This window comes from Streptomyces sp. R302, assembly GCF_012927245.1.
In the GTDB taxonomy this organism is placed as follows: Bacteria; Actinomycetota; Actinomycetes; order Streptomycetales; family Streptomycetaceae; genus Streptomyces.
This window is the reverse complement of sequence record NZ_JABBGE010000006.1, coordinates 577,362-596,581: the sequence shown is the minus strand read 5'-3', so window position 1 is coordinate 596,581 and position 19,220 is coordinate 577,362. Positions and strand designations below refer to the sequence as shown.

General features: G+C 73.5%; 22 protein-coding genes and 1 pseudogene. 12 read left to right on the top strand and 11 right to left on the bottom strand.

The genetic code is table 11. From position 1 onward, the window contains the following. Positions 1–317 (bottom strand): annotated as a pseudogene (locus HHL19_RS21715) (diaminobutyrate--2-oxoglutarate transaminase); the annotation flags it as partial. 45 nt (positions 318–362) lie between these two features. Next, a complete protein-coding gene (gene ectA, locus HHL19_RS21710; protein WP_169091944.1) occupies positions 363–911 on the bottom strand; it encodes a diaminobutyrate acetyltransferase in 549 nt (182 codons plus the stop codon). A 413-nt stretch (positions 912–1,324) separates the two neighbouring features. Between ectA and HHL19_RS21705 the strand changes: the two genes are divergently transcribed. Next, entirely contained in the window at positions 1,325–1,693 is a 369-nt protein-coding gene (locus tag HHL19_RS21705; protein ID WP_240981754.1) for a four-helix bundle copper-binding protein, read from the top strand. A 28-nt stretch (positions 1,694–1,721) separates the two neighbouring features. Here the strand turns inward: HHL19_RS21705 and HHL19_RS21700 are convergent, their stop codons facing one another. Further along, on the bottom strand, positions 1,722–2,210 hold the full coding sequence (locus HHL19_RS21700; RefSeq protein ID WP_169091943.1) for a nitroreductase family deazaflavin-dependent oxidoreductase: 489 nt from the start codon (positions 2,208–2,210) through the stop codon (positions 1,722–1,724). A gap of 111 nt (positions 2,211–2,321) precedes the next feature. Here HHL19_RS21700 and HHL19_RS21695 point away from each other — a divergent pair, with 111 nt between their 5' ends. Beyond that, the gene (locus tag HHL19_RS21695; protein ID WP_169091942.1) at positions 2,322–3,002 is read left to right on the top strand and encodes a hypothetical protein; all 681 of its coding nucleotides are present in this window, start codon (positions 2,322–2,324) and stop codon (positions 3,000–3,002) included. Here the strand turns inward: HHL19_RS21695 and HHL19_RS21690 are convergent. Both HHL19_RS21690 and HHL19_RS21685 read right to left on the bottom strand, forming a co-directional pair. Beyond that, a complete protein-coding gene (locus tag HHL19_RS21690; RefSeq protein WP_169091941.1) occupies positions 2,936–3,463 on the bottom strand; it encodes a MarR family transcriptional regulator in 528 nt (175 codons plus the stop codon). The genes HHL19_RS21695 and HHL19_RS21690 overlap by 67 nt on opposite strands. Before the next feature lie 9 nt (positions 3,464–3,472). Continuing rightward, positions 3,473–4,606, bottom strand: a complete 1,134-nt coding sequence (locus tag HHL19_RS21685) for a PP2C family protein-serine/threonine phosphatase (protein WP_169091940.1) — start codon at positions 4,604–4,606, stop codon at positions 3,473–3,475. 225 nt (positions 4,607–4,831) lie between these two features. On the opposite strand from HHL19_RS21685, the gene HHL19_RS21680 reads away from it, so the two are divergent. Continuing rightward, positions 4,832–5,893: an NAD-dependent epimerase/dehydratase family protein gene (locus tag HHL19_RS21680; protein ID WP_169091939.1), complete on the top strand. Its 1,062-nt coding sequence runs from the start codon at positions 4,832–4,834 to the stop codon at positions 5,891–5,893. Between the two features lie 9 nt (positions 5,894–5,902). Here the strand turns inward: HHL19_RS21680 and HHL19_RS21675 are convergent, their stop codons facing one another. Both HHL19_RS21675 and HHL19_RS21670 read right to left on the bottom strand, forming a co-directional pair. Continuing rightward, entirely contained in the window at positions 5,903–7,015 is a 1,113-nt protein-coding gene (locus tag HHL19_RS21675; protein WP_169091938.1) for a HAMP domain-containing sensor histidine kinase, read from the bottom strand. After that, positions 7,012–7,743, bottom strand: coding sequence for a response regulator transcription factor (locus tag HHL19_RS21670; RefSeq protein WP_169091937.1), 732 nt, complete (start codon positions 7,741–7,743; stop codon positions 7,012–7,014). Before HHL19_RS21670 ends, HHL19_RS21675 begins: the two co-directional genes overlap by 4 nt. 134 nt (positions 7,744–7,877) lie before the next feature. Between HHL19_RS21670 and HHL19_RS21665 the strand changes: the two genes are divergently transcribed. The 3 genes from HHL19_RS21665 to HHL19_RS21655 are packed head-to-tail and all read left to right on the top strand — an operon-like array spanning position 7,878 to position 9,843. Then, positions 7,878–8,555, top strand: coding sequence for a glycosyltransferase family 2 protein (locus HHL19_RS21665; protein ID WP_169091936.1), 678 nt, complete (start codon positions 7,878–7,880; stop codon positions 8,553–8,555). Continuing rightward, complete coding sequence (locus tag HHL19_RS21660; protein WP_169091935.1) at positions 8,552–9,184, top strand: DUF2064 domain-containing protein; 633 nt, start codon at positions 8,552–8,554, stop codon at positions 9,182–9,184. Before HHL19_RS21665 ends, HHL19_RS21660 begins: the two co-directional genes overlap by 4 nt. After that, positions 9,181–9,843, top strand: coding sequence for a methyltransferase domain-containing protein (locus HHL19_RS21655; RefSeq protein ID WP_169091934.1), 663 nt, complete (start codon positions 9,181–9,183; stop codon positions 9,841–9,843). The genes HHL19_RS21660 and HHL19_RS21655 overlap by 4 nt, the downstream gene beginning before the upstream one ends. On the opposite strand, the gene HHL19_RS21650 is transcribed toward HHL19_RS21655, so the two are convergent. Beyond that, positions 9,816–10,241, bottom strand: a complete 426-nt coding sequence (locus tag HHL19_RS21650) for a hypothetical protein (protein WP_169091933.1) — start codon at positions 10,239–10,241, stop codon at positions 9,816–9,818. The two genes, HHL19_RS21655 and HHL19_RS21650, sit on opposite strands and share 28 nt — an antisense overlap. Continuing rightward, positions 10,238–11,407, bottom strand: coding sequence for a molybdopterin-dependent oxidoreductase (locus tag HHL19_RS21645; RefSeq protein ID WP_206324914.1), 1,170 nt, complete (start codon positions 11,405–11,407; stop codon positions 10,238–10,240). Before HHL19_RS21645 ends, HHL19_RS21650 begins: the two co-directional genes overlap by 4 nt. A gap of 113 nt (positions 11,408–11,520) precedes the next feature. On the opposite strand from HHL19_RS21645, the gene HHL19_RS21640 reads away from it, so the two are divergent. After that, positions 11,521–13,044: a glycosyltransferase 87 family protein gene (locus tag HHL19_RS21640; protein ID WP_169091931.1), complete on the top strand. Its 1,524-nt coding sequence runs from the start codon at positions 11,521–11,523 to the stop codon at positions 13,042–13,044. Beyond that, entirely contained in the window at positions 13,037–13,858 is an 822-nt protein-coding gene (locus HHL19_RS21635) for an S-methyl-5'-thioadenosine phosphorylase (RefSeq protein ID WP_169091930.1), read from the top strand. Before HHL19_RS21640 ends, HHL19_RS21635 begins: the two co-directional genes overlap by 8 nt. 218 nt (positions 13,859–14,076) lie before the next feature. Here the strand turns inward: HHL19_RS21635 and HHL19_RS21630 are convergent, their stop codons facing one another. Beyond that, positions 14,077–14,469, bottom strand: a complete 393-nt coding sequence (locus HHL19_RS21630) for a CBS domain-containing protein (protein WP_169091929.1) — start codon at positions 14,467–14,469, stop codon at positions 14,077–14,079. A gap of 174 nt (positions 14,470–14,643) precedes the next feature. Between HHL19_RS21630 and HHL19_RS21625 the strand changes: the two genes are divergently transcribed. Further along, on the top strand, positions 14,644–15,558 hold the full coding sequence (locus HHL19_RS21625) for a universal stress protein (RefSeq protein ID WP_169091928.1): 915 nt from the start codon (positions 14,644–14,646) through the stop codon (positions 15,556–15,558). Then, positions 15,555–16,235: a pyridoxamine 5'-phosphate oxidase family protein gene (locus tag HHL19_RS21620; protein WP_169091927.1), complete on the top strand. Its 681-nt coding sequence runs from the start codon at positions 15,555–15,557 to the stop codon at positions 16,233–16,235. Before HHL19_RS21625 ends, HHL19_RS21620 begins: the two co-directional genes overlap by 4 nt. A gap of 80 nt (positions 16,236–16,315) precedes the next feature. Here the strand turns inward: HHL19_RS21620 and HHL19_RS21615 are convergent, their stop codons facing one another. Continuing rightward, positions 16,316–17,176 (bottom strand): universal stress protein, encoded by an 861-nt coding sequence (locus HHL19_RS21615; RefSeq protein ID WP_169091926.1) that lies wholly within the window; start codon positions 17,174–17,176, stop codon positions 16,316–16,318. 188 nt (positions 17,177–17,364) lie between these two features. Here HHL19_RS21615 and HHL19_RS21610 point away from each other — a divergent pair, with 188 nt between their 5' ends. Further along, on the top strand, positions 17,365–18,273 hold the full coding sequence (locus tag HHL19_RS21610; protein ID WP_169091925.1) for a universal stress protein: 909 nt from the start codon (positions 17,365–17,367) through the stop codon (positions 18,271–18,273). Then, on the top strand, positions 18,270–19,193 hold the full coding sequence (locus HHL19_RS21605; RefSeq protein WP_169091924.1) for a universal stress protein: 924 nt from the start codon (positions 18,270–18,272) through the stop codon (positions 19,191–19,193). The genes HHL19_RS21610 and HHL19_RS21605 overlap by 4 nt, the downstream gene beginning before the upstream one ends. The last annotated feature ends 27 nt before the right edge of the window (positions 19,194–19,220 follow it).

Below are 19,220 nucleotides of genomic sequence, written 5' to 3'. Positions count from 1 at the left end.
AGGGCGCGGGGTTCGAGGACGGCGGAGCGGAAGGTCTCCAGGAAGCGGCGCTTGGCCGTCGTCGACATGTCGAGGCCGTGGGTGATGCCGTCGCTGCCGAGGTAGTCCAGGAGCGGGCGTTTGAGGGCGGGGTTGTTGTGGCCGTAGTTGAGCGAGCCGGCGCCGGCGAAGAAGTCGAGGAAGGGCCGGCCGTGCTCGTCGAACAGGCGGCTGCCGGTGGCGCGTTCGAAGACCGTGGGCCAGGTGCGGCAGTAGCTGCGCACCTCCGACTCGACGGTCTCGAAGACGGTGGGTTCGGTATCGGCGATGAGCGTCATGCGGGACTCCAGTGCGTGGGGCGGTGGCGGAGGGGGCGGGCCGCTTCAGAAGGCCAGCGGGGCGATGCGGTGCAGCACCTCGGCCTCGTGGCCGGGCGTCGGGAACGCGGTGGCCGGGAAGAGGACCGTCCGGCTCACCCGGGCACCGTGCCGCCGGGCGTAGGCGCTGAACAGACGCTCCGAGGCCTGGTTGTCCGGGGTGATGGTCGTCTCGACGGCGTCGAGCGGATGCGCAGCCGCGACCCGCTCCGAGAGGTGGTCGAGGAGCGCGCCGGCGATGCCGCGGCCGCGGTGCGCGGCGTCGACGGCGATCTGCCAGACCAGCAGCGTCCCCGGCGCGTCGGGGCGGAGGTAGCCGGTCACGAAACCGACCGGGCGGCCCTCCGCGTCACGGGCGACGGCGGACGTGTCGGCGAAGTCGCGGCACCACAACAGGTAGCTGTAGGAGGAGTTGACATCCAGGGTCTCGGACTCCTGCGCGAGACGCCAGAGTTGGGCGCCGTCACCGACCCGGGGCCGTCCGACGGTCCACTCCCGGGCGGAGACCGGCGCCGCGTCCCGGACGTCTTCCGGTGCTGTGTGAGCTGTGGTCATGAGCGCCGAAGTTACCCAGCGCAGTCGGCAACGTCTTGAAGCGCAGGGGTTCCGTGGGGTGGCGGCATTGTGATAAGGGGGCAGCGTCCGGCGGTGCTCTCATCGGCTGTAGGGCTGAGCCCCAGGGGGTGGATATGGCGCTTTAGCAGGGCAAAACAATGCTAAGTAACGACAAGGTAACATCTTTGCGTTGTGCCACTTTTGCTACCTCAGTGTTACCGCATCGTCGGCCCTGTAGGAGTTTGGCCGGTGAAGGGCGGGTTAGGGATGGCCCTTCCCTCTCGTGAATGGCCGGCCCGAGCGTGGGGAGACGCGTCGAAAGAGCCGGACGAAGAGGGTGGTTTTCCATGAATCCCCGGACGTCGTCGATGAATCCCCGTACGTCGTCGATACTCGGCCGCCATCCCGCGGCCATGGCCTCGACCGAGGCGAGAGAACAGCTGGCGGCCTGCATCGATTCGTGCCTCGTCTGCGCGCAGACCTGTACGACGTGCGCGGATGCCTGTCTGGCGGAGGAGGGGGTGAAGGACCTGGTCGGTTGCGTGCGGCTCGATCTCGACTGCGCCGACGTCTGCTCCGCCACGGCGTCCGTGCTGGCGCGTGCGTCCGGCGGGATCGAGCGGGCCGCCCGAGACCTCCTGAGGGTCTGCTCCGACGTCTGTGCGGCATGCGCCGACATGTGCGCGGGGCACGCGGAGGAGTACGCGCACTGTCTGGTCTGCGCCGAAGCCTGCCGGGACTGCCAGCACGCGTGCAAGGATCTCCTGGACGCCTTGCCCTGACCGCGGGCGGCTGGTCTTGCCGCGGTGTCTACGTCGGCTCGTCGGACTTCAGCCGCACGAAGGGGATCTGTTCGCCCGCCGAGCGGAAGTCGATGGTGTCGCCCTCGACGGGGAAGCCCATGTAGCGGCAGAGCGTCCGCGCGGCGCGGGGATGCCGGCGGGCGTACTCGGTCATGATCCGCCCGCCCTCCTCGGGGGTGGGGAACTGGGCCGTCACGACGTAGTAGCCACGCCCGAACTGGATCGTCGCCTGGGGGGTGTGGCGCAGGTTGCGGTACCACTGGGCCTCCGGCCCGAAACCGGAGGCGACGGTCCAGGTGCCTTGATGGCGGTCCCGGGCCACCACCTCCAAGACCACCTCGCGCGAGCGGCCCGACTGCCGACCGGTGTGGATCAGCAGGAGCAGCCGCCCGCCGAACAGGGGGCCGAGGCCGGCGCGGAAGAGGCGGATCGGCGAGCGGAGAAGCAGTCTCCTCCAGCCGACGGGAGGGCGGGGACGCTGAGGGGAGGTGGGCATGCGGCTGGCCTCCGGGTGTGACAGCTGGCCTTGATACGCCATGGACGCGGTTCGGTAACGTCCCGGTGTCGACTATTTCGCGACGCAATCAAACTATTGCATAGTCTCAACGTGGGGCCGGGAGCACGACTGAGCACAAGGCTTCTCGGCGCCGCACAGTACGCGGGCAGCCCTCCATGGTGGCTGGTGGCCGAGGGCTTCTTCGTCGCGTCCGCCGCGGCCCTGCTCGTCAGCGGGGCGGGCGCCGGCGCCGTCCTGATCGGTATGACCTCGTCCCAGGCGGAGGCGGCGGTCTTGGTGGCGACGGCTGCCGTGGCGCTGTACCTGCTGTTCATCCGGGCCGGCCATCTGCTGGTCGCCCTCCTCGTGGCCGTCGGTTTCCTCTTCGCCCCGGCCGTTTCGGCGCTCGCCGCCGACGCGGTTCTGTCGGGTGCCGGCCGGACCCAGGACGTGGTGGTGACCGCGGTCGCTCACGAGCCGCTCGATCGCCCTGTCTACCGGTGCTCCGTCCGGCTGCAGGACGGCTCCCCCGTACGGCAGAGGCTGTGGCGCGGATGCGGGCCCGAGGTGGTGCCGGGCGACCTGATCGGCATGGTCTACGACCCCCGCGACAGGGTCGCCCCGCGGGGACTCGAAGGACGTGGCCCCCTGCTGCGGAGACTGGCCTGGACGACCGTCCTGCTGCTCGGCTTCGCGGCCGTCTCCTTCGTCGCCGTGGTGCGGTCCTATCGTGTCTCGTCCGTGGGGTCGGACCAGCCCAGGGGGAGCGGATCGACGTCCCCCGCCCGGTAGGGCGGTTCCTGGCCGGCGGAGTTGAAGGCGGTGAGCGCGTCGACGAGGGCGCTGCGCTGGGCGGGGTCGAGCCGGCGCAGGATGCCCGTGATCTCGTCCCTGCGCCGCGTGGTCACGTGCCGGACGACGCGGTCGCCCTCGGACGTCAGGCTCTGCACGGTTTCGCGCCGGTTGCCGGGATTGGTGCGGCGGCTCACCAGGCCGGCCGCGATCAGCCGGTCCACCATCCGCATGGCGGTGGAAGGCTGGACCCCGAGGTGCTCCGCCAGCGTCACCAGCTTCGACGGCCCGTGGGTGGACAGCACCACGAGCATCCTGAACTGGGGCAGGGTGATGCTCTCCTCGACCGTCGCCAGCGACCGCGCCGACACGGCCACCAGAAGTCGCGAAGCCGTGAGCACGGCGCGCGTGACGGCCTCGATGTCGTCCGGCGCCGGCTCGGTACCCGCGTGCTCCTGCATACGACCTTTCTACCCTGCGAAGCGCGGCGGTCCGTCATGACCTCCCGCTCGCTCGTGCTGCGGACGGTAGCGCAACAGCAGCAAGGCGGCGTCGTCCCCGAGCGGCCCTTCGGTGTGTCTGACGAGGTCCCCGTGAAGCCTCTCCAGAGCGAGCTCGGGGCTCTCCGCGTCCAAGAGGCGGAGCCGGTCCACCAGCGGGTAGAACGCGCCCCGCCGGTCACGGGCTTCGACGACGCCGTCCGTGTACAGCAACAGCTGGTCGCCCGGAGCGAACTTTCCCGTCAGCGGTTCCGGGCTTTCCGTCCCGTCCAGCCCGAGGCCCAGCGGCGGTGCGGGCGTCCCCGGTTCGAGGAATCGGACCGTGTCGGCGGAACCGAGCAGCAGGGGCGCGGGATGGCCGTAGTTCAGCAGCGTCATGGTCCGGTCCGGCCGCACCTCCGCGATCACCGCGGTGACGAACCGCTCGCCCTGAAGAGTCCGGTCCATCGCCCGCTCCAGCCTTGTGCTCACACCCGACAGCTCCGGCTCGTCGTGGGCCGCTTCGCGAAAGGCGCCCAGCACGTCCGCCGCCGTCTCCACCGCGTCGAGCCCCTTGCCCTGCACGTCTCCGACGATGACCCGCACGCCCCCGGGGAACGTCACCACCTCGTAGAGGTCCCCTCCGATGCGCGCCTCCGCGACGGCCGCCGAGTACGAGACGGCCACGAGGAGCTCGCCTGCCTGACGCGGTACGGGACGCAGGAGAACCCGCTGCGCGACCTCCGCGATCGAGCGGACGTTGGCCAGTTCCGCCTCCCGGCGGCGACGCGTCACCGCCGCGGCCAGGCCGGCCGCGGTGACCCCGGCCACCGAGATGAGTGCCGTCGTGCCGCGCCGCCCGGGAAGCAGTCCGTCGTACCAGCCCAGGGCCAGGCAGAGGATCAGGGCCAAGCACCCGACCAGGGCGGTGCGGGCCGGTCCGCCGGTGAGCCCCGCGAAGGCCGGCCCCAGTGCCACCAGCGGCAGCAGGCCGACCGTGGGGCCGGCGGCGACATCCGCCACCAGGGTGACCGCCATGACGATGTAGGGAAGGAGCGACAGAACCCAGGTGCCGGACGGCTGCTGGTCGGACAAGGCGTTCCCCCGGAGGTGCTCTTCACTCATGGCTACCTTGAGCCTATGCAACGATCCTGTGGGCGGAGACGGCTTTCCCCGCCGGTTACCGAATCGATGAATCGTTCTCCGCCGCGCGTCCACCGGCAGGCGGCCGGTGAGGACCGGGGCCGCGCACGCGGGACCGCTTGTCGCCCGAGACCGTACTGATGACGGAAGGCTTACGTCTCGGCACGGACGCTCCCGCGGTGCGGCACCTGCCTCTAACGTCGCACCATGCGCGTACTCGTCACCGGAGGAGCCGGGTTCATCGGCTCGCACATCGTCACAGAACTGCTCTCGGCGGGCCACGAGCCCGTCGTCCTGGACGCGCTGCTGCCGAGCGCTCACGCCACCGCCCCCGGCCCCTCGCCGGTGGAGTTCCTGCACGCGGACGTCCGGGACCCGCGGGCGGTGCGGTCCGCGCTGGACGGGGTGCGGGCGGTCTGCCACCAGGCCGCCATGGTCGGCCTGGGCAAGGACTTCGCCGACGCGCCGGACTACGTCGGCTGCAACGACCTGGGGACCGCGGTGCTGCTCGCGGCGATGGCGGAGACCGGCGTGCGACGTCTCGTCCTCGCCGGTTCCATGGTCGTGTACGGGGAGGGACGCTACGAGTGCCCCGGCCACGGCCCCGTACGGCCGGGGCCCCGGCGCGCCGAGGACCTGGCGGCGGGACGCTTCGAGCCCCGGTGCCCCGCGTGCGGCGCCGAACTCGCCCCGGGGCTCGTCCGCGAGGACGCGCCGGCCGACCCCCGGAACGTGTACGCGACGACCAAGCTGGCCCAGGAGCACCTGGCCGCGTCCTGGGCCCGCTCGGTGGACGGGACGGCGGTCTCCCTGCGCTACCACAACGTGTACGGGCCGGGCATGCCCCGTGACACCCCCTATGCGGGCGTCGCGTCCCTGTTCCGCTCGGCCCTCGCACGCGGCGAGGCGCCCCGCGTCTTCGAGGACGGCGGCCAGCGGCGGGACTTCGTCCACGTACGGGACGTCGCCGCGGCGGACGTGCTGGCGCTGGAAGCCGCCGCCGACCTGCCCGCGGGGGTGCTCACCCCGTACAACGTCGGCAGCGGGGAGCCGCACACGGTGGGCGAGATGGCCGCCGCCCTGGCCCGCGCCCACGGAGGCCCGGAGCCCGTGGTGACGGGGGAGTTCCGGCTCGGTGACGTCCGGCACATCACGGCCGACTCGACCCGGCTGCGGCGCGACCTCGGCTGGCTGCCGGAGGTCGGTTTCGCCGAGGGGATGGAGGAGTTCGCCCGGGCCGGGCAACGGGCTTCCGCCGCCGCGGGCTGACCCGCGCGCTCAGCCGGCGGCGGCCGGGAGGACGACTTCGAAGCGGCACCCTCCGGGAACATTGCGCACCGCGGCGCTGCCCGAGTGGGCCTCGACGATGCCCCGCACGATCGCGAGCCCCAGCCCCGCGCCCGCGGGAGGGGTGCGCGCCTCGGTGCCGCGCCAGCCGGTGTCGAAGACCCTGGGCAGGTCCTCGTCCCGGATGCCCCCGCAGCCGTCGGTGACCGACAGGACGACGGTGTCCTCGCGCCGCTCGGCGGCCACCGCCACCGTGCCGTCGGGCGGGGTGTGGCGGATGGCGTTGACGAGGAGGTTGGCCAGGACGCGGGTCATCTCCTTCCCGTCCACCTCGACGGGCACCGCCTGGACCTCCGCTCCCGACAGGCGTACGCCGTGCTCGCGGGCGAGCGGGTCGGCGCCGCCGAGCGCGTCACCGACCAGGTCGTAGACGGAGAGCCGGCTCGGAGCGAGGGTGAGCGCACCGGCGTGGATCCGGGAGAGCTCGAAGAGGTCGGTCACCATGGCGGCGAGACGGTCGACCTCGGTGCGGATCTGCCGGTGGTAGCGGTCGGGTTCGGCCGCCACGCCGTCCTCCAGTGCTTCCGCCATGGCCCGCAGCCCGGCGAGAGGGGTGCGCAGGTCGTGGGAGATCCAGGCGACGAGCTCCCGCCGGGACGCCTCCAGCGCGCGTTCGCGCCGACGGGAGTCGTCCAGCTTGGCACTGGTCGCGGCCAGTTCGAGGGTGAGGGCGGCGAGTTCGGCGGTGGCCGTGCCACGGGGGGCGGAGAAGCTCCCTCCGTCGCCGAAGTCCCGCGCCGCCTTCGTCAGGGCGTGGCTGCGGGCCACCACCCACCGTCCGAGGAGAAGCGCGACGGCCAGCGAGACGAGGGCGGCCATGGCGGCGACGACGGTGACGACCCACAGGTCGTGGGCGGACAGGAACATCGCCTGGGCGACGGCCAGCGTTCCGGCGAGCATCGCCGTCACGGTCACGGCGGCGACCACGGTCAAGGAGACCGCGACCGAGCGGTGGCGCACGAGCCGGAGAACCACCGCGCCCGCGAGCCCGGCGCACGCGGCCCCCAGAAGCGCGAAGAGAGCGATGAGCAGGACGTCCTTCACGCCGCCCCCTCCTCGTTCTCCGGCTCGAAGCTGTAGCCGAGGCCCCACACGGTACGGATGAACCGGGGCCGGGCCGGATCGTCCTCGATCTTGGCCCGGAGCCGTCGCACGTGGACGGTGACGGTGGACAGGTCGCCGAAGTCCCAGCCCCACACCTCACGCATCAGTTCCTCCCTGCCGTGCACGGTGCGCGGACGGCTCAGGAAGTACGCGAGCAGGTCGAACTCCCTCAGGGTGAGGGCGAGTTCCCGCCCCGCCCGGACGGCGCGGCGGGTCACGGGATCCGCGGTGATGTCGCCGCCCCGCAGCGTGGGTCCCGGATCCGCCGGGGCGGCGGCCGTACGGGTCCGCCGCAGCACGGACTCGACCCGCAGCACCAGTTCGCGCGGGCTGAACGGCTTGGTGACGTAGTCGTCCGCGCCCACCTCCAGGCCGGTGATGCGGTCGTCCTCGTCGCCGCGGGCCGTCAGCATGATCACCGGCACGGGCCGGTGCGCGCGCAGCCGCCTGCACACCTCCAGGCCGTCGAGGCCGGGCAGCATCAGATCGAGTACGACCAGGTCCGGCCACCGCCGCTCCGCCCGCAGCAGTGCGTCGGGGCCGTCGGCCGCGTGCTCGACGGAGCAGCCCGCCCGTTCCAGGTAGCCGCCGACCACCTCGGCCACCGTGGGGTCGTCGTCCACCACCAGGATCCGGGCGGGTGCGGTCGGGGTGTCGTACTCGCTCATGGCGTTCACCCTCGCATCCGCATGCCGCCGAGGGCCACGCCCACCCGGGGGACACGTACCGATGTCCGCGTTTCGTAAGGAGTGAAAGGGTCTGAAAACCGTCCGCGATTCCTACGGTAAGACGTGTGACACCCATGACCGCAGATGTCGTCCTGCCCTGCCTCGACGAAGCCGAGGCCCTCCCCTGGGTCCTGTCCCGGATCCCCGCCGGCTGGCGGCCCATCGTCGTCGACAACGGCTCCACCGACGGATCGGCCGAGCTCGCCGCCGACCTCGGGGCCACGGTGGTGCGCGAGCCCCGGCGCGGGTTCGGGGCCGCCTGCCAGGCCGGGCTGCTCGCCGCGGAAGCCGAGTTCGTGTGCTTCTGCGACTGCGACGCCTCTCTCGATCCCGCCCTGCTTCCCGGACTCGTCCGGTCCGTGGCCGACGGCTCCGCCGACCTGGTCCTCGGCCGCCGCCGCCCCACCGGGCGCGGGGCCTGGCCGGCCCACGCCAGAGCGGGGAACCTCGCCCTGTCCCGGCTGTTGAAACGCCGTACCGGGCTGCGGCTGCGCGACCTGGGACCGATGCGTGCGACCCGCCGCGAAGCCCTCCTGGGCCTTGACCTCTCGGACCGTCGCAGCGGCTACCCGCTCCAGATGGTGGTACGGGCCGCCGATGCCGGCTGGAGCGTGCGCGAGGTCGACGTGCCGTACCTGCCCCGGACGGGCCGCTCGAAGGTCACCGGCACCTGGAAGGGCACCTGGCAGGCCGTGACCGACATGCGCCGCGTGCTCGACGAGCCCGTCGCCGTGGGAGGTGGCCGCCCGTGACCACCCTCCTGGTCATCGCGAAGCAACCGCTGCCGGGCCGCGTGAAGACCCGGCTCACGCCTCCGTTCACCCCGGAGGAGGCGGCCTCCCTCGCCGAGGCGGCCCTCACGGACACGCTCGCCACCGCGGCGCGCGTCCCGGCCGCCCGGCACGTCCTCGTGCTCGACGGCGAACCGGGGCCGTGGCTGCCGCCCGGCTTCCAGGTCGTCCCGCAGGTGGCGGGCGGGCTCGACGTCCGGCTCGCGGCCGCGTTCGCCGCCTGCGACGGCCCGGCGCTCCTGGTCGGCATGGACACCCCGCAGATCACCCCGGACATCCTCGCCCCCGCCCTGTGCTGGGACGCGCACGACGCCTGGTTCGGCGCCGCCGCCGACGGGGGCTTCTGGGCCCTCGGCCTCGCCGTCCCCGATCCCGCCCTCCTGCTCGGCGTCCCGATGTCCCGGCCCGACACCGGAGCCGTGCAGCACGCGCGGCTGAGGGCGGCCGGCCTGCGGATCGGTTCCTTGCCCGTCCTGCGCGACGTGGACACCGCGCGGGACGCCCGGTCCGTCGCGGCCGAGGCACCGCGGACGCGTTTCGCGGCCCGGCACGCCCGCCTGACGGCTTCGACGGTGGGGGCGGCGTCGTGACCACGACGGCGTGGCGCGCGGATCCGTACGCCGACGCCCTGCGCACCGGGCGGGGGCCGTTGTTCCTGCGGCGCGACGACGGCTGGCTGCTGCCCCTGGAGGTCGAGCGCTGGTGCGAGGCGCCGGACTCCGCGGACCGGTCCGTCCTGGAGCGCTGCGGTCACCGGGTCCTCGACATCGGCTGTGGTCCCGGACGGCTCGTCGCCGCCCTCGCCGCCGACGGGCGACGGGCCCTGGGCATCGACGTCAGCCCGGAGGCGGTGTCGCGTACGGAGAGGGTGGGCGGCGCGGCCCTGTGCAGGTCCGTCTTCGAGCCGCTGCCGGAGGAGGGCCGCTGGGACACGGCCCTGCTCATCGACGGGAACGTCGGGATCGGCGGCGATCCGGCCCGACTGCTGCGGCGGTTGCGCCGGATCGTCTCCCGCACCGGCCGTCTCCTCGCCGAGTGCGCGCCGGTCGACGTCGACGAGCGCTGCGAGGTGCGGGTCGACGACGGCCGCGGCGGCAGGGGGGAGCCGTTCCCCTGGGCCCGGATGGGGGTCCGGGCCCTCTCCGTCCAGGCGGTCGACGCCGGATGGACCGTGTCCGAGAGCTGGACGGTCGCAGGACGCTCCTTCCTCTCCCTCGTTCCTCAGCTGTCGGTACCGACTCGCCGCTGAGACCGCCGCCACCACCACCGGCGTGCGAGGTGCAGCAGCCCCGCCCCCACGGCCACGGCCGCCAGTACGATCACGAGGTTCCGTCCGTAGGGGAGGGGCAACGCCGAGGGGTTGGGCGGCGGACCGGGCCTCAGGAGGAGCGGCAGCGTCACCAGGACGACGCTTCCGGCGATCACCAGAGCCCCGCGCCACAGGCCCCGTTCGGGCCGTCCGGCGATCAGCACGCCGACGGCCAGGACCAGCGGGGCGAGGACGCCGTCGTGGACGACGAGTGCCCCGGCCAGCCACACCAGTACGCTGCCCGGGGCCGGTTCGGCCGCCACCAGCCAGGCCCCCAGACCGATCAGGCCGACTCCGAGACCGCCGACCGCGTAGCGCAACACCCGAGACGGGTTCACAGCACCTCCAGGCGGTGTACCCACTTGGTCTGCAGGACCCCGGGCCGGTTGGGGGCGATGATCCTGGCGGGGAAGCCGTGGTCGAGCGAGAGCCGCTGCCCGTTGAGCGTGAGGGCGAGGAGGGTGAGCGGATCGTCCACGTACTCGGCCCCCATGTCCATCACCCGGTAGGCGCCCCGGGCCTCCAGCGAGGTCACCCGCAGGGCGGCCCGGCCCGGCCGCCCGCCGGCCCTCTCCACCAGGTCCCGCACGCGTACCCCGCCCCAGTCCGCGTCGACGCTCCAGCCCTCCACGCAGGCGATCGGCAGCCGGGCCCGGGCGGTGGGCATCGCCCGCAGTTCGCCGAGGTCGAGGACGTAGGGCCGTGGACCCACGACCTCCAGTCGCCACCGTGCCAGGCCGTCGGCCGAGACGCCGGCCGCGGCGGCGGTTCGGTTCACCGGCAGGCCCTGGGGCCCGTGGTCGGGGCTGCGGGGCGCGAGCAGGTCGAGCGCCTTGAGGGGGGTGACGGACTGGCCGACCGTCGTCAGCGTCACCACACCGACCGCCCCGCCCACGGCGAGGAGCAACGAACGCCGGTCGGCGACGTCCTCGGCCGGCAACGCGCGCGTTCCCGTCGACCGTCTGCTCCAATGGGCTCTGATCTCGGGTGCCTTCACCGCGAGGTGCAGCAGGATCGAGCCCGTCACGACCCAGGCGACGGCGAAGTGCACCGGCACGAAGGAGAACGACCAGGGGTACCACTCGACGGTGTTGAGCAGCCCGGTCACCACCTGGAAGACGGCGGTGGCCACCAGGACGGCGATCGACAGGCGCTCCAGCGCGTGCCGTACGGACCGGATCGGCGGCCACACGAACAGCCGCGGGTACACCGTCCAGAGCTTGGCCAGGAGCAGTACGAGCGCGGCGATGCCGACGGCCACGTGCAGGCCCTGGGTGAGCCGGTAGCCCCACACCGGCCGCGCGGGCAGGTGGTCGGCGAGCCAGCCCGGCGGGTGCTGGAGGTAGTGGCTGACGAGGCCGGTCAGCAGGCAGACGCCGATGGCGGCGCCGAGCCACCGGCCCACTGCCGTCGCGGTCCTGGCGTCGTGCAGCCGGCCGCCGAAGGAGGGCGGCCGCACCGTGGACAGGATCCGGCTCGGAGGTTTGGGCACGCGGAAGGTCATGTCGTCCATGACACCCCCGGCAGGGGCCGCCGGAGGCGTTCGACACCTTACGGAACTCGAACGTCCCGCCGGGTCGTCTCCCCGGGGAGACGACGCCCTGCCAGGCTGCGTGGGTGATCCGCAACCGTCCCGCCGTCGTCGCCACCCTCCTGCTCACGGCCCTGACCGCTCTCCTCGTCGTCCTTCTGCACGGGAACGCGCGGGGCATCGGTCTCCTGGCCGGTTACGCGGGGGCGTGGGTGTTGTTCGCGGCGGCCGTCGTCGCCCTGCGCCGGGTGCCCGGCCGGTCGGTCCTCCGGCTCCTCGTCGCCGGGGCGATCGCGGTCACGGCCACCGGCCTGACGGCACCACCGGCCACGAGCACCGACTCCTACCGGTACGCGTGGGACGGGCGCGTACAGGCGTCCGGAGTCTCCCCGTACGACCACGCACCGGACGACCTGGCCCTCGTCGGACTGCGTGAGGGATGGCTCTTCCCCGACGCCGCGGCCTGCGCGCGGGGCGAAACCGACCTCGCCCCGCTGGACGACGGCCTGTGCACCCGCATCAACCGGCCCGCGGTCCACACCATCTACCCGCCGACCGCCGAGGTCTGGTTCCTGCTGGTCCACGCCGTTTCACCGGACGGCGTCCGCCACAAGGCGCTCCAGACCGCCGCCGCCCTCCTCGCGCTGGCCGTCACGGGCCTGCTGGTCGTGATCACCCGCCGCCGGGGCGATGGGGGTGATCGGGGCGATGGGGGTGATCGGGATGATGGGGATGATCGGGGCGGTCGGGGCGATCTCCACAGGGTCGCCCTGTGGGCCTGGTGCCCGGCCGTCCCCGTCGAAGCGGTCAACAACGCCCACGTCGACATCCTCGCGGTCCTCCTGTCCGTCGCCGCCCTGGCTGTCGTGGCACGCCACCGCGTCGCCGGGGGTGTGCTGCTCGGCCTGGCGATCGCCACGAAGATGCTGCCGGCCCTCCTCGTGCCCGGAGCGCTGTCCGGAGCGAGGCGGCCGCGCGCGGTCCTCGCGGTCCTGCTTCCCACGGTGACGACCGTCGGGGCGCTGTACCTGCCGTACGTCCTGCTCTCCCGGGAATCCGTCTTCGGGTACCTGAGCGGCTACGCACGAGAGGAGGGATACGACGAGGCGGGCGCGGGCGGCCGGTACGCCCTGCTCCGGCTCGTCCTGCCCGACGCATGGGCCGTGCCGGCCGTCGTCCTCGTCATGACGGCGGTGGCGCTCACGGTCTGGTGGCGCGGAGACCCCGAACGCCCCTGGAGCGGCGCCCTGGTGACCACGGGCACCGCCTTCCTCCTGCTGACCCCCGGCTACTCCTGGTACGCCCTCCTCCTGGTCGCGCTCGTCGCCCTCGACGGCCGCTGGGAGTGGCTGGGCGTGGCCCTCGCCGGCGCCACGGCCTACCTCGCGGCACCCCTGGCGGGGCACGGGGCGGGCACCACCGCCTACGGGATCGCGGCGGCCGCGGTCTGCGCCGGCTGGTGGGCACGACGACGCCCGGACGGCGCGGGCCCCGATCCGGCACGACCCCGACTCCGACTCCGACCCCGACTCCGATCCCGACCCCGACCCCGATCACGGCCGCGTGACGAACCGGCCGTCCACACCACGGAGACACGACACCATGCATGAACGACCCGGCGGGAACCCGACGGCCGACATCGCGATCATCGGCGGAAGCGGCTTCTACGATCTGCTGGAGCCGACCCACCGCGTCGAGGTGAGCACCCCGTACGGCCCGCCCTCCGACGCCGTGACCATCGGCACCGTGGACGGCCGCGCGGTGGCCTTCCTCCCCAGGCACGGCGCCACTCACGCCCTTCCCGCCCACCGCATCAACTACCGCGCCAACCTGTGGGCCCTCCGCTCGCTGGGCGTCCGGCGGATCCTCGCGCCCTGTGCCGTCGGATCCCTGCGCGAGGACCTCGGTCCCGGCAGCGTGGTCGTCCCCGACCAACTGGTGGATCGCACGACGGGGCGTGCGCAGACGTACTACGACCACGGCGCGGTGCACGTCTCCTTCGCGGACCCGTACTGCGAGAGTGGCCGGACCGCGGTCCTCAAGGCGGGGAGCGAGAGCGGAGAGGAGGTCCACGACGGCGGGGTGATGGTCGTCGTGGAAGGCCCTCGCTTCTCGACCCGGGCGGAGTCGCGGTGGTTCGCCTCCGCGGGATGGTCGCTCGTCAACATGACGGGGCACCCGGAAGCGGTGCTCGCACGGGAACTCGCGCTCTGCTACACCTCCGTCGCTCTCGTGACCGACTACGACGCCGGGGTGGCGCGCGGGGAGGGCGTCTCGCAGCACGAGGTGTTCAGGGCGTTCTCGGCGAACGTCCTGCGACTGAAGGACCTCGTCCTCCGCACCGTCCGGAGCATGGAGCCCGAGAGGGAGTGCGCCTGCGCCACGGCGCTCGACGGCATGGAGCTGCCTTTCGAGCTGCCGTGAGGGCGTCCTGCTGGAGGGTCTTCGACGTGGGGAACACGTCGACCCGGCCGACTCCAGCACCCGGTCGGCGACGACGCCTCGCGCGGCCGGGGGCCCACGAGCGGCCGGGGGCCCACGAGCAGCAGGGGCAGTGAACGACCGGAAGACGAAGCCCATGGTGCGGACCCGGTGCTCCGCGCGCGCGGCGCCCGGCGTTGCGAAGAGGTCGCGACCGTCGATCACGACCCGGCCGCCGTCGATGTCGTCGATGTCGTCGAGCCCGGAGAGAGCCGAGGAGGGTGGTCCTTACGACGCCGGCCGCCCCCGTCCACCACGGGAAGCCGCTTCCGACGGCCGCGTCCCGAGGGACCGTGACGGCCGGTGCCGTCATCGGACGGGCGGCCGTCGGGGTCCCTCGGGACGCGGCCGTCGTCGCGCGTCTCGCCGGGAACCTTCTGGAGCACGTCCGCCTCCGACGCCACGCCGACGACCCGTCCCTCGGCCGACAGCACCGGGACCGCGCTCACCTGCCGACGCCGCAGGACGTGGACGATCTCCCGGACCCGGGCGTCGAGTCCTACGGAGACGACCGAGTGGTCCATCACGTCGTCGACCGTTCGCACGCGCTTCATGGCACCCTCCGCGGCGGTGTTCTCGCGGAGTCCCCTCCGACCCGCTTCCTCACGAAGCTCCGACGGGATCCGGGCGGGAGGTCCCGGAAGGGGGACCGATCGGCCCTGTCCCTCCCCGTCGACCGGTGCGAGCGTGACAACAGGCCCTCACACGACCGGAAGGCGGTGGGCAGGATGGAATCCCCCCTGGTAGTCGGCGTCGACGGTTCCGACCCCGGTCTGACGGCCCTGGACTGGGCCGTCGACGAGGCCGTACGGCGGGGGTGTCCCCTGCGGATCGTGTACGCCTCGCTGTGGGAGAGGTACGAGGGGGCCGCGCCTCCCTGGAGCACCGACCGGCCCTGGGGCCAGGTCCTCGCCGACAACATCGTGGGCCAGGCCGCCGAACGCGCCCTGCGGCGGGCACCCGGACTCTCCGTCACCACCGACGTCGCCGCCGAGGACGCGGCGGGCGCCCTGCTCAGGGAGGGCCGGGAGGCCTGGGGTGTCGTCGTCGGAGCGCGCGGGCGCACCGAACTCGGCGACCTCCTGCTGGGGTCGGTCGGCCTCGTCGTCGCCGCCCGCGCGTCGTGTCCCGTCGTCGTCGTACGGGGGGACCGGCAGGCGCTGGAAGCGCGCCACGGGCGGATCCTTCTCGGGGTCGGCGAGCACGACGTCGATTCCCCCGCCGTCGCGTTCGCCTTCCGCGAGGCGGCGGTCCGCGACGCGGAGCTGGACGCGGTGCGCACCTGGCGCCGGCCGCTCCACGACCCGCTCGACCATCCGCTCCTGCGCGGGGAGGTCGGGGTGTACCTCGCGGAGGAGGCGTCGGAGCACCTGGAGAAGGCCCTCGCCGTGCGTGCGCGGGAACACCCGGAGGTACGGGTGCGCCGGAGCAGCGTCGAGGGGGGTGCGCACCGGGTGCTGACCGAGCGCTCCGCCGCCGCCGACCTGCTCGTGCTCGGTGCGCGCCGCCGGGACGGACTCGTCGGTCTTCAGCTCGGCAGGGTGGCCCACCGGGCCCTGCACCACGCGATGTGCCCGGTCGCCGTCGTACCGCAGCTGTCACCCGCCACCACGGAAGCCGCCTCGGAAGGGAACGAGCGATGAACACCACCGGCGACCGCCGTCACCGGAGCGACCTCGGCCGTCGCGTCGCGACGCGACGACGGCAGCTCGGTCTGTCCCGCGAGGAGGTGGCGGAGCGGGCCGGTTCCTCCCCCGGGTACATCGCCTACGTGGAGGAGCAGCTGCCCACGCCGGGTATCGAGTTCCTGGTCCGTCTCGCGCATGCCCTGGACACGACCATCCAAGATCTGACCGGTCTCACGGCCGACCTCGCTCCCGGCGGGGCGCCGCCGGGGAACCGGCCGGAACTCGTGGAGCTCGAGGAGACGGAGTGCTGGTCCCTGCTCGACGAGCGAGGTGTCGGCCGGATCGGTGTCGAGGGGGCCGACGGCCCGGTCGTCTTCCCGGTCAACTACCAGGTGCTCGACGGAAGCCTGGTCTTCTCGACCGCGGCGGAGTCCGCGCTCGGCCGGGCCGCCGCCGCCGGCGCCGAGGTCGCCTTCGAGGAGGACCGCCTGGACGAGGCGTTCCGGCGAGGCTGGAGCGTCCTTCTCGTCGGCCCGGTGCACCTCCTCTCAGACCCGGCCGAGGCCATGGACATGAGCCGGGCCGTGACCGTGCGCCCCTGGTCCGGGGACGGGCGGAACACCGTCGTGAGGCTCGTGCCGCGTCGCGTCACGGGGCGGCGGATCCTCGTGCCCGGTACCCCCGGCGCGTGAGCCAGGAGGGACAGGGCGTGTGGGTGAGGGGCGGACCGGCCGGTCCGCCCCTCACCCACACGCCCTGTCCCAGCGGGCGCTCATCCCAGCGGGACGACCGCCACCGGCGCCGGGCTGTGGTGGACGACCGCGTGCGCCACATGGCCGACGTGCGGGCCGACCGGCAGCCGACGGGCGCGGCGCCCCACGACGACGAGTTCCGCCTCCCGCGACGCCTCGGTCATCTGGTACGCGGCGGAGCCCATGACCGCCTCGGCCGTGACATCGGCGCCCGGATACCGCGTGCGCCACGGAGACAGCAGCTCGTCGAGGCCGACGCGCACGCCGGCACCCAGCTCCTCGCCGATACCCGGGTCCACCGCGGCCGCGTAGCCGTAGGAGGGGGGCAGCGTCCAGGTGCTGAGGAACCGCAACGGAACGCGCCGTCCGGCGGCTTCCTCGAAGGCGAAGGCCAGCAGGGGTTCGCACGGGTGGTGGAGATCGACCCCGACCACGATGCCGCGGGCGGAGGACGTCGGCTCGGGGCGCTCCGCGCGCACGAGGACGACCGGCCCCCGGGCCGTGCCGACGACCGCGAGGGAGACGGAGCCCACGACGAAGCCGAGGACTCCGCCGAGTCCGCGCGACCCGAGCACCAGCAGATCCGCCTCGTTCGCCGCCGCGACCAGTTCGTCCGCCGCGCGCCCGCGCACCCGCTCCGTGGTGACTTCCAGATCGGGGTGTTCCGTTCGGGCCCTGTCGGCCTCGTCGCGCAGGAGGGCCTCGGCCCGCTCGTACAGCGTCCGGGTGTGGGGGAGCGGAACCTCCGGGGCGTTCGGCCATTCCTCCACGTGCACCAGACGGAGCGGAACCCCACGCAGAACCGCCTCCCCCGAGGCCCAGCGCGCCGCGGCGATGCTCTCCGCCGAGCCGTCCAGTCCCACGGTGACCTGCGCTGTCATCACTGCCTCCCCGGCCGTCGCCGTCGATGACACCAGGCTCGTCCGGCGTGCGACCGCCGGGTGAGGGCCGGGTAGGTCTGCATCGGGGCCGAACGGCCCATCGCCGTCGGTCGCGGGTGGTGTCAGCGTGAGGAGTGTCGCCCTTCCGGGCGCCGTACGAGCCCCGGGCGCACACCCGAGGAGGAGCCATGAGCAGCGAGACCCCCGTCCGGCCGGAGCCGGCCGACGTCGTCGTGGGGATCGACGGATCCCCCTCGGCCCGGACGGCCGCCCTCTGGGCCGCCGCGGAGGCGGACCGCCGGGCCCGCCCCCTGCATCTCGTCCACTCCGTCGACACCGACCGACGTGCCTATTGGAGCGACGCCGAGACGATCCAGGCCGTCCGGGAAACCGGCCGCGACCTGCTGACCGAGACCGAGGCGGCGGTCAAGGAACGCTTCCCGGACCTCGTCGTCACCCGGCTGCTCGGACGCCAGGACGCGCTCGACACGCTTCGGGAGGCCGCCGGCGGCGAGAAGACGATCGTCGTCGGCAGCAGGGGGCTCGGAGGCTTCTCCGCCCTCCTGCTCGGTTCCGTGGGACTGGGCGCGGCCGCCCGTGCGGACGTGCCGGTGATCGTCGTGCGCGGCGAGGCGGACCGCCCCGAGGCGGGTTCCGTGACCGCGGCGGTCCGTGACTCCGACGACCTGGGGTGGCTGCTCCTCGCCGCCGTCGAGGCGGACATCCGCAAGGTTCCGCTCCGCCTCCTGAGCGTGTGGAACATCCTCACGCACGTCGGCGACGTGGCGACCATGCTCGACGACCTCGACGGAGCCGCGCGCCGGCGGGTGCACGAGGTGAAGGCCCTCGCCGACCGCGTCCGCGCGTGGTACCCCGACCTGCCCGTCACCCACCACGTGGAGACCGGTACCTCGACCCCGGGGATCCTCGTCGAGGCGAGTGCCCACACCGACCTGGTCGTGATGGGCCGGGGACACCGGCCCCTCGGCGTGGGCCCGTCCCTCGGGCGCGTCGCCCACGCACTCATCCACCACGCCCACTGCCCCGTGGAGATCGTCCCCGTCGACTTCGGGACGCGGGGCGGCGACACCCCGTGAACGACCTCCTGTTCGGTGTGGACCCCGCGGAGGTCTCCGTACCCGCCCTGGTGTGGGCCGTGGACGAGGCCGACCGCAGACGCCTGCGGCTGCGCCTCGTCGTCGCCGTACCCCCGGTCCACGACCGGCTGAGGTACGACGCCCTGGGCCACCGCACCGCCCTGCGGATCCGCGCGGAGTCCGCGCTCGCCGACGTCGAGGAACTCGTCCGCAGGCTTCACGGCACTCTGCCGACGACTTCGGAACTCGTGGACGGGGCACCGGCCACGGTGCTGCTCGCCCGGGCCGTCGAGGCCGACCTGGTGGTGGTCGGGTCACGTCGGCGCGGCAGGGCCGCCGAACTGCTCGGCGAGAGCTCGGTGGTCGTCCCGCTCACCGCGCGCGCCCCCTGCCCCGTGGTCGTGGTCCGGACACCGGAACACACCGAGGTCCATCCGCCGACCCTCGTGGTCGGGGTGGACGGCAGCGAACAGAGCCGGGAGGCCGTCGCGTTCGCCGTCCGCGAGGCGAGCCTGCGCGAGGCACGACTGAGAGCGATATGGGTCTGGCCCCGTCCGGTCCTCGCCCGCGAGGACTCCGAGGCCGGTCTGGCCGAGCGTCGTCGTCTTCTCGCGGAGTCCGTGGCCGGCTGGTCGGATCACCATCCCGACGTGCGCATTCTCCAGGACGTCGTCCGCGGGCACCCGGTCGGGCAACTCGTCCTGGCGGCAAGGGAATCGCTCGCCCTCGTCGTGGGCCGGACCGGACGTGGCGGCTACACGGGCATGCGCCTCGGATCGACGGTCCACGGCCTCCTGCACCACGCCGACTGCCCGGTGATCACCGTCCCCTCCGGCACACCGGGCGACGGTGGCGACCACGCCCGGGGCCGGGCCGAACGGCCCCGTCCCGTGGAGTCCGACGGGCCTCCACCAGGTTGACCCGCTCGGCACCGGGAACCGCGCACG

Coding starts and splice junctions, on each gene's coding strand:
- ectA (WP_169091944.1), bottom strand. CDS start 911: ATGACCACAGCTCACACAGCACCGGAAGACGTCCGGGACGCGGCGCCG.
- HHL19_RS21705 (WP_240981754.1), top strand. CDS start 1,325: ATGGCCTCGACCGAGGCGAGAGAACAGCTGGCGGCCTGCATCGATTCG.
- HHL19_RS21700 (WP_169091943.1), bottom strand. CDS start 2,210: ATGCCCACCTCCCCTCAGCGTCCCCGCCCTCCCGTCGGCTGGAGGAGA.
- HHL19_RS21690 (WP_169091941.1), bottom strand. CDS start 3,463: ATGCAGGAGCACGCGGGTACCGAGCCGGCGCCGGACGACATCGAGGCC.
- HHL19_RS21685 (WP_169091940.1), bottom strand. CDS start 4,606: ATGAGTGAAGAGCACCTCCGGGGGAACGCCTTGTCCGACCAGCAGCCG.
- HHL19_RS21680 (WP_169091939.1), top strand. CDS start 4,832: ATGCGCGTACTCGTCACCGGAGGAGCCGGGTTCATCGGCTCGCACATC.
- HHL19_RS21670 (WP_169091937.1), bottom strand. CDS start 7,743: ATGAGCGAGTACGACACCCCGACCGCACCCGCCCGGATCCTGGTGGTG.
- HHL19_RS21665 (WP_169091936.1), top strand. CDS start 7,878: ATGACCGCAGATGTCGTCCTGCCCTGCCTCGACGAAGCCGAGGCCCTC.
- HHL19_RS21645 (WP_206324914.1), bottom strand. CDS start 11,407: ATGACCTTCCGCGTGCCCAAACCTCCGAGCCGGATCCTGTCCACGGTG.
- HHL19_RS21635 (WP_169091930.1), top strand. CDS start 13,037: ATGCATGAACGACCCGGCGGGAACCCGACGGCCGACATCGCGATCATC.
- HHL19_RS21630 (WP_169091929.1), bottom strand. CDS start 14,469: ATGAAGCGCGTGCGAACGGTCGACGACGTGATGGACCACTCGGTCGTC.
- HHL19_RS21625 (WP_169091928.1), top strand. CDS start 14,644: ATGGAATCCCCCCTGGTAGTCGGCGTCGACGGTTCCGACCCCGGTCTG.
- HHL19_RS21620 (WP_169091927.1), top strand. CDS start 15,555: ATGAACACCACCGGCGACCGCCGTCACCGGAGCGACCTCGGCCGTCGC.
- HHL19_RS21615 (WP_169091926.1), bottom strand. CDS start 17,176: ATGACAGCGCAGGTCACCGTGGGACTGGACGGCTCGGCGGAGAGCATC.
- HHL19_RS21610 (WP_169091925.1), top strand. CDS start 17,365: ATGAGCAGCGAGACCCCCGTCCGGCCGGAGCCGGCCGACGTCGTCGTG.